At 71.9% G+C, this 8,698-nt stretch carries 5 protein-coding genes and 1 pseudogene; 3 read left to right on the top strand and 3 right to left on the bottom strand.

Annotated elements, in window-relative coordinates; genetic code table 11:
- Positions 1-254 precede the first annotated feature (254 nt).
- The gene (locus PINTE_RS19040; RefSeq protein ID WP_084343814.1) at positions 255-1,853 is read right to left on the bottom strand and encodes an LCP family protein; all 1,599 of its coding nucleotides are present in this window, start codon (positions 1,851-1,853) and stop codon (positions 255-257) included.
- A gap of 171 nt (positions 1,854-2,024) precedes the next feature.
- Entirely contained in the window at positions 2,025-3,188 is a 1,164-nt protein-coding gene (locus PINTE_RS19035; protein WP_068433865.1) for an acyl-CoA dehydrogenase family protein, read from the bottom strand.
- A 668-nt stretch (positions 3,189-3,856) separates the two neighbouring features.
- Here PINTE_RS19035 and PINTE_RS19030 point away from each other — a divergent pair.
- The 3 genes from PINTE_RS19030 (at position 3,857) to PINTE_RS19020 (ending at position 7,927) form a co-directional block, all read left to right on the top strand.
- Positions 3,857-4,906 carry an LLM class F420-dependent oxidoreductase gene (locus PINTE_RS19030; RefSeq protein ID WP_068433863.1) on the top strand — a complete coding sequence of 350 codons (1,050 nt, stop codon included), beginning with the start codon at positions 3,857-3,859 and terminating at the stop codon, positions 4,904-4,906.
- Positions 4,907-5,927: 1,021 nt separating this feature from the next.
- A complete protein-coding gene (locus tag PINTE_RS19025) occupies positions 5,928-7,094 on the top strand; it encodes a DUF559 domain-containing protein (protein ID WP_157087378.1) in 1,167 nt (388 codons plus the stop codon).
- On the top strand, positions 7,091-7,927 hold the full coding sequence (locus PINTE_RS19020) for an aldo/keto reductase (protein ID WP_068433859.1): 837 nt from the start codon (positions 7,091-7,093) through the stop codon (positions 7,925-7,927). The genes PINTE_RS19025 and PINTE_RS19020 overlap by 4 nt, the downstream gene beginning before the upstream one ends.
- Before the next feature lie 80 nt (positions 7,928-8,007).
- Here PINTE_RS19020 and PINTE_RS23415 read toward each other — a convergent pair.
- Positions 8,008-8,698 (bottom strand): annotated as a pseudogene (locus PINTE_RS23415) (hypothetical protein); the annotation flags it as partial.

The raw sequence follows: 8,698 nt of genomic DNA, 5'->3' as shown, positions 1-8,698 counted from the left end.
CCAGGGCTAGTTCCTCGTTCTCCCCGAATTCCGTTCTCACTCATGACGTTAGAGCCTACTTGCGCCCCAATGCCAGGAGGCGCCCAGGCGTGCGACGTACGCTGCGTGTCCCGGTGCAATTGGCGGATTACATATCTCATAACGACCGCTTTGCATCAAACAGGGCGAAAGGACCATTCACCCGAAATCAGTCATCGCGACTGGATTCAGCGCGAGCAAACACACGTGGGACCGAGGCGCCGGACGGTGGCCTGCTACGAGGCGGAGCAGACGGTCGACAAGTCCTCGCTCGCGCCGGTCGGAGTTGGCGCGGATCCGGGCGCAGCGGTCCCCGTCGACTCGCTGTCGTCGGTGGTGGAGCCGGAGTCCGGCGCCCGGTCGCCCGAGTCGCCCGACGCCGCCGAGGCGCTCGGGGTCGCCTCGCTCTCGGACGCCTCGATCGTGCGTTCGACGGTGCTGCGGATCACCTGGGGATCGTAATCCCACGGGTTGATGATCGGTGGGACGAAGTTGACGCTGGTCATCTTGTGGCCGCGGGACTTCAGCGCCAGGTCGCCGAGGGTCCCGACGTCGCCCTCGGGAATGTCGGTCTGCAGCACGCTGCCCGAGACCGAGGCGATCTCCTGGAACTTCAGGAAGACGGTCTCCGGGGAGAGCTGGTGCACCATGGCGCTGATGACGCAGCGCTGCCGGGCCATCCGCTCGTAGTTGCTGCTGCCCTCGCGGGAGCGGGCGTACCACAGGGCGTGGTAGCCGTCGAGGTGCTGCTGGCCCGGCTCGATGTAGCCGGAGATCGGTGACGTGCCCCCACCGATCGGGGTGCGCTTGCCGACGTAGATGTCGATGCCGCCGACGGCGTCGACGAACCGCTGGAAGCCGCGCAGATCGACGAGCCCGTAGTACTGGATGTCGAGGCCGGACAGCGCCTCGACCGCCTCCTTGGTGGCCAGCGCGCCGGGGTCGGCGACGTCGGCGGGGAACTGATCGTGGTGTTCCATCGCCCACCGGTAGATGCCGTTGAGCAGGCACTCGTCGCCGCAGTTCCAGCCCTGCGGCATGAGCCGGGCCATCGTGGAGCCGGGCCGGAAGTTGATGTTCTCGGTCTCCCGGGAAAAGCCGAACAGCACGCTCTTTCCGGTGTCGGCATCGACGCTGGCCAGCATGATCGTGTCCGGGCGCGTGCCAGTGCGGCTCGCGCCGGAATCGCCGCCGAGCAGCAGGATGTTGTAGCGACCGTTGCTCGGCTGCCGGCTCGTGTGGTTGCCGAAGACAGAGGACACGAGGTCGCGACCGGCGAGCACATTGCGCGCCCCCAGCCCCAGCGGCAGCGCGGTGACGGCCACGAGCAGGGCGGTGATCGCGGCGACCCCGGCCCGTGAGCCGCCGGGCAGCAACCGTGGCCGCGAGATCCGCAGCGCATCGAGGAAGAGCAGCGTCCACCCGATCGCCGCCGCACCGAGGACCGCCGCGAGACCGGTGAGGAAGAGGCTGTTCGACATGACGTTGAGCAGCAGCGCCCGGTCCAGGAAGAACACGACCGCGGTCAGCGCCAGCGTGATGAGCGTCGCGACCCAGATCCGCAGGGCGATGGCGCCAGCGCGTCGGTTGCCGGCGACGAGCTGGGCGCTGCCGGGCGCGACGAGCGTGAGCAGCACGAGGACCAGCGCGCGACGACCACGCAGGCGAGGGCGCAGGAACTCGGGATCGGCGGCCAGCACCCTGCCGTCCACCCGGCGGCGCACGTCGACGTAGTCGGCCTCGGGCTGCCGCGCCCGGTCGTCGCCGTGGACGCCGTGCTCGGCGCCGTCGCGCTCGTCGTGAGGCCGGCCGTCGGACCGAGTGGAGGGGCTCATGATGGTTCAGTATCGGGCAGCTTCCTGGCGCACCCCTGGACGTGCGACGGGCATGTCCCGGGCACGCCCGCGACCCGCCTCCACGCGAGCCACGGCTTCGGATCGACCCGGCTCGCAAAAGAGCCCGCCGGCCGCGGCGGCGACCGACGGGCTCTTTTGCAGCAAACGCCACTACTTCAGCAGCTGGCGGGCCATGACGAGGCGCTGGATCTGGTTGGTGCCCTCGTAGATCTGCGTGATCTTCGCGTCGCGCATCATCCGCTCGACGGGGTAGTCCGACACGTAGCCGTACCCGCCGAGCAGCTGCACGGCGTCGGTGGTCACCTTCATCGCCATGTCCGAGGCGTAGCACTTGGCCGCGGCGCCGAAGAAGCTCAGGTCCTTGTCGGCGCGTTCGGACTTGGCGGCGGCGACGTACACGAGCTGCCGCGCCGCCTCCAGCTCCATCGCCATGTCGGCGAGCATGAACTGGATGCCCTGGAACTCGGCGATCGCCTTGCCGAACTGCGAGCGGTCCTTGACATACGCGGTCGCCGCGTCGACCGCGCCCTGGGCGATGCCGACGGCCTGCGCGCCGATCGTCACGCGGGTGTGGTCGAGGGTGCGCAGCGCGATCTTCAGGCCCTCGCCGGGGCTGCCGATCATGCGGTCTCCGGGGATGCGGCAGTTCTCGAAGAGCAGCTCGCGGGTGGGGCTACCCTTGATGCCGAGCTTGTGCTCCTTCTCCCCGAACGAGAACCCCTCGTCGTCCTTCTCGACGACGAACGCCGAGACGTTGGCGCCGCGCCGCCCGCCCGGGTCGGTCACCGCGAGCACCGTGTAGTACTGCGACTCACCGGCGTTCGTGATCCACGACTTCTGCCCGTGCAGCACCCAGTCGTCCCCGTCGGGGGTCGCGCGGCACTTCATGGAGGCGGTGTCGGAGCCGGCCTCGCGCTCGGAAAGCCCGTACGAGAACATCGCCTCCCCCCGGGCGACCGGCGGCAGGTACTTCTGCTTGACCTCCTCCGAGGCGGCCAGGATCAGCGGCATCGTGCCGAGCTTGTTGACCGCCGGGATGAGGCTGGAGCTCGCGCAGGCGCGGGCCACCTCCTCGATGACGATGCAGGTCGCGAGGGCGTCCGCGCCGACGCCGCCGTACTCCTCGGGGATGTGCGGCGCGTGGAAGTCCGCGGCGCACAGCGCGTCGAAGGCAGCCTTGGGAAATTCGCTGTTCCGGTCCACCTCGGCCGCGTGCGGAGCGATCCGTTCGTCGGCGATCTCACGGATCGCCGCGCGGATCTCCTCGTGCTCCTCGCTCGTGCGGAACAGGTCGAAGTCGGGGTTTCCGGTCATGCCCGGAGCGTAACCGCGGGATCGGCCCGGCGCGCGTTCTTCGGCGCAGGCAGCGGGCCGTCTCCCCAGATGACGGTCGTGCGACGGGCGGGTGCAGGCCCCGCCTCGGCCCTGCGCCGGCGGCCTTGCCCAGCCTTGCCGAGCCTTGCTCGGGCTTGCCCAGCCTTGCCGCGGTCTCGTTGCGAGCCTTCGCGCGCGTGCCGGGCGAGATGGTGCGGGCCGGCGGTGGCCCCGGCTCCCAAGGTTGGCCGCCACCGACCCGCAGGGATCGCATTGCGACCCTCGCGTCGCCGTTCGCCGGGGTCGGCGCGTCATGCTCGTACTCCCCGGCGACTGCGAAGAAGTCTCGCCCCCGCGGTGATACCTGCCCGGACGCGGCGCCTGTCGGCTGCGCGGCCGTTGAGCCGCGGGACGCCTGCCGCGTCTGGACATCTCCCACATCGGCGGGCGAGCGCCGCACACAAGCACTTTTCACCCCCTTGTTTTGCCGTAGAACGAATTCGGGTGGTCCAGCGTCGGAACCGGCTCCCCATCGGTGCCGCGCGCCAGGGTGGCGTGACAGGCCGCGCGACGGGGCCGCTCGCCAGGGCCGGCTGACAGGGCCCTTGGACAGGGCCGCGTGACAGGATGGGCGGGCGTACGCGGGTCGATGACGAAGGAGCGTGGCCATGAAGTTCGGACTGTTCATCCCCCAGGGCTGGCGCATGGACCTGGCCGGCGTCGACCCCGCGCAGCACTGGGGCGTCATGGCGGGGCTGGCCCGACGCGCCGACGAGAACGAGAACTGGTCCTCGCTGTGGGTCTACGACCACTTCCACACCGTGCCGGTCGCCTCCCAGGAGGCGACGCACGAGGCGTGGTCTCTCATGGCGGCCCTCGGCGCCGCGACCGGGCGGATCCGCCTCGGCCAGATGTGCACCTGCATGGCCTACCGCAACCCCGCCTACCTGGCGAAGGTCGCCGCGACCGTCGACATCATCTCCGAGGGCCGGGTCGAGATGGGCATCGGCGCCGGTTGGTACGAGCACGAGTGGCGGGCCTACGGCTACGGTTTCCCGGGCGCCGGCGATCGAATCGGCGCGCTGCGCGAGGGCGTCGAGATCTTCAGGCAGATGTGGACGACCGGGCAGGCCACCCTCGACGGCCGGTACTTCCAGGTCGACGGCGCCCGGTGCGCGCCGCAGCCGCTGCAGGGCACCTCCGTGCCGGGGTCGGCGATCAGCGGCATCCCGATGTGGATCGCCGGCGGCGGCGAGAAGAAGACGCTGCGCATCGCCGCCGAGTACGCCGACTACACGAACTTCGACGGCACCCCGGAGACGTTCGCGCACAAGAGCGAGGTGTTGCGCGGGCACTGCGCCGACGTCGGCCGCGACTTCGATTCGATCACCCGGTCGGCGAACTACAACGTGTTCATCGGGGGCGACCAGCGCGAGATCGACGACCGGTTCGACTGGATGCGCGAGCACTACCTGTCGGTCGGCGTGCCGCAGGACAAGGTGGACCGCCAGATCGAGGGCCTGCGCCGCGGGCCGCTCGTCGGCACGCCCGAGCAGATCGTCGAGAAGCTGCGCGACCTCAAGCGCCTGGGGATGACGTACGCGATCATCTACTTCGCCGAGATCGCCTACGACACCAGCGGATTGGAGGCGTTCGAGCAGGTCGTGCTGCCCGAGCTCGCCGACCCGCACCCGCACCCGCACCGCCGCTGGCTCTAGCCGCCCACCCCGCTCCCACCGGCAGCGGGCGCTCACCGCCCGGGGGGTGCCCGTCCTCGCCCGGCAGCGCCCCTTCCCCATCCCGCCGCGACCCCGCCCTGCCCTGCGGCGGCTCCTCACCGCTCGGCGGCGGCCCTTCACCATGCCGCCCCGACCCCGCACTGCCCGGCGGTGGCTCCTGGCGGCGGCCCGCACCGCCCCGCACCACCTTGCGCAGGCCCGCGCCGACCCGCAGCGACCCGCACTGCCTCGGGAGTCGGGGACCGCGCTGGCCGGCAGCGACCCCCTGAACGGAGGTTGCAGCGGGCCAAAGACGAAGATGGCTTACACACTCCGATCCTCGCCTCCTCACCGCGCCCGTGACCTGCGGCTATGCGAGTACGCCAGCGAGCTGGCGCCGAGTATGTAAGCCAACTTCGTCTCTGCGCCCGAAGACGGGTGTCGCGCACAGGCACGGAGTACATGCTTCACCGCCCGGCGGCGGCCCGCGTCCGGCCGTGCCGGGGCCCTACCAGCACCAGCTCGTGCTCACCGACCGCGCGCCGGGCCGCAACGACACCCTGAACAGAGGGATGCGGCGGCCCCGAGACGAAGATGGCTTACACACTCCGATCCTCGCCTCCTCACCGCGCCCGTGACCTGCGGCGATGCGGGTACTCCAGGGGGCTGGCGCCGAGTATGTAGGCCAACTTCGTCTCTGCCTCCGAGGACGGGCGCCCACACGGTTACGCGGCTGGCACTGCCCCGCCCGCCTAGCCCCGCCCGCCTAGCCCCGCACGCGCGGAGCACCCGCCGGGGCTTCGCGCCGCCCCGACCGCAGCGCCCGCCTGCCCCGGGACCCCGACCACGCTGGCCTGACCCGGGACCCCGACCACGACCACGACCACTGACTCTCAACCACCACGACCGCTCGCCCGACGCGCCTACCCCAAGACCCGCCTGACCTGCGCACCAATCCTGTTTTCCACAGGCCTGTGGAAAACATCGCCAGTGTCGCCGCGCGATGCTCCAGCATGTCGCCATGACCTCCGACATGACATCCGAACCCACCCCGGACACCACCCGCGACGCGACCGCCGACGCGATCCACGATGCGACCTCGAGCCCGCTCCCGGGCAGCCCGACACCCGTGACCTCCGCGGACCGGACACCAGGCGCGGGCCGGGCAAGCCGTCCCCGTAAACCCCCTGCCGGACGGGCCGCCGACGTGCGGGCGGCGCTGCTGGCCGCGGGCGGGGTGGCCACCCACGCCGAACTCGCCGAGGCGGTCTCGGCACGAGCGGTGCGCACGGCGGCGGCGCAGCGGCTCATCCTGACCGTCCGCCCCGGCGTGTACGGCCTGCCGGCCGTCTTCGACGAAGCGCCGCGGTCCCGAGGCGGCGACGAGGCGCCGGCCCGTGCGGCCGCCCGGGCCGAACGCGTCGCCAAGGCGCGGCAGGCCGCGACCGCGGCCCGCGGTGTGCTCTCCCATCGCTCGGCCGCCGAGTACTACGAACTGCCGCTGCTCGTCGACGCGCGGGAGGCCGAGCTCATCGTGCCCCGCGGCGGACGGGTCGACGCCGGCGCCGTGCCGACCGCCGGTGTCCGACGCCGCAACCTCACGGACGCGGAGATGACCGCCGGGGTCACGGCACCGCTGCGCACCGTGCTCGACTGCGCCGCCGACCTTCCCGGGGCCGAGGCCCTCGCGGCGCTCGACTCCGCGCTGCGCGGTGACGATGAGCACCCGCCGTTGGTCGCGGCCTCACAGCTGTCGGACGCGGCCGACGCGGTGGCCCCGCGGGTGCGCTCCCGGGTGCGCCGGCTCGTGGCCGCGGCGGACGGTCGCGCCGCCAACCCCGGCGAGTCCGCGTTGCGCTGGATTGCGCTGGCCATCCCCGAGCTGACCGTCGAACCGCAGCTGACGATCGAGTGCGGCGACGAGGAGCACACCGTCGACCTCGGCGACCGCCGCCGCCGGATCGTCCTGGAGTTCGACAGCGTGGCGTGGCACTCCTCGAAGGAGGCGCTGCTGCGCGACTGCCGCCGCTACACCGCGCTGACCAGCCACGGCTGGATCGTCCTGCGCTTCACCTGGGACGACGTCATCAACGACCCGGACCGCACGCGGGCGGCGATCCTGCGCGCGATGGCGGCGGCCGAGCCGATCTGCGAGCGTTGCGGCGAACGTCTTACGTTGGGGGCATGACCACTCCCCGACACGAACTCAACGACGGCACGTCGATCCCGGCGATCGGGTTCGGCACCTACCCGCTGCGCGGCGACGACGGCATCGCGGCGATGACGAGCGCCCTGGAGGCGGGCTACCGGCTCCTGGATTCGGCGGTGAACTACGAGAACGAGGCGGAGGTCGGTGAGGCGTTGCGGCGCAGCGGCCTGCCGCGCGAGGAGGTGATGCTGGCGACGAAGATCCCGGGGCGCGACCACGCCAAGGACAAGGCGATCGCCTCCGTCGAGAACTCGCTGACGACGATGGCCGTGGACTACCTCGACCTCGTGCTCATCCACTGGCCCAACCCGAGCGTGGGCCTGTACCGGCAGGCGTGGGAGGCGCTCGTCGACGTCCGCGAGCGCGGGCTCGTGCGCTCGATCGGCGTCTCGAACTTCACGGCCGCCCACCTGCAGGACATCATCGACGCCACCGGCGTGACCCCTGCGGTGAATCAGCTCGAGTTGCACCCGCTCTTCCCGCAGGAGCAGATGCGCGCGGTGCACGAGCGGCTCGGGATCCGCACCGAGTCGTGGAGCCCGCTCGGCAAGGCGAGCGCCCCGTACGAGGAGGAGCCGATCACGCGGGCGGCGCAGGCTCACGACGTGACACCGGCGCAGGTCATCCTGCGCTGGCAGGTGCAGCTGGGCTCGGTGCCGTTGCCGAAGTCGGCCACGCCGGAGCGGCAGCGCAGCAACCTCGACGTCTTCGGCTTCGAGCTCAGTGACGCCGAGGTCGAGGCGATCACGGCGCTGGGCCGCCCCGACGGCCGGCTGTTCGACGGCGACCCCGACACGCACGAGGAGATGTAACGCGCGCGCAGGGTCGACGTGCGCGCGGCCGCCGTTCCCGGTCGGGAGCGGCGGCCGCGCGAAGAAGCCGGGTCAGCTGGTCAGGGCCACAAGACGATCTGCGCGTTGCGGCCCCCGACGCACAGCACGGTGCCGTCGCCGCGCGGCTCGCAGGAGACGCGGTAGGTGCGGTCCGACGTCGGGCTGTACGCGCGGAACTGCGCCTCCTGGCCCGCCGCACCGCTCTCGGCGTACCCCTTCGCCACGTTGGTGGCGAACTCCTGTGTCGTCGAGGCAGACAGCGTGCCGGCGTGGGTGAACTGGCCGGAGATGCCGGAGACCACGACGAAGACGCCGTCGGGCATCACGGCGCTCGCCGTCGGCGTCGACCCGGCTTGACCGGAGTCGGCGTCGTCGCCGAACGGCGCGAAGTGACCCAGCAATCCACCGAGGGCCAGGGCCAGCACCGAGGCCAGCACGATGGCGGTCACGAACAGGCCCCGGGAGCGTCGCGGCGGCGGGGCGGCCGGCGCGTAACCCGCACCCCACGGGGCGCCGGCCCCGTACTGCGGGGCGCCGGGGTAGCCGGCCGCGTTCGGGCCGTACCCACCCGCGCCGGAGCCGGCGCCGTAACCGGCCATCGGCCCGTAACCCGCCGAGGAGTACGCCGACTGCGGTGCCGCGCCCACGGTCTCCCCGGGTCGCGCCGCGCCGGTCGCCTGGCCGGTCCGGCCGGCGGCGGTGCGCTGCGCCGACGACCCCTGGAGGCGGTACGCCGCCGCCTGCGTGGCC

The organism is Piscicoccus intestinalis NBRC 104926 (assembly GCF_001515525.1).
Taxonomy (GTDB): domain Bacteria; phylum Actinomycetota; class Actinomycetes; order Actinomycetales; family Dermatophilaceae; genus Kineosphaera; species Kineosphaera intestinalis.
The sequence above is the reverse complement of the archived record's forward strand: the minus strand, read 5'-3'. Positions and strand labels throughout refer to the sequence as shown.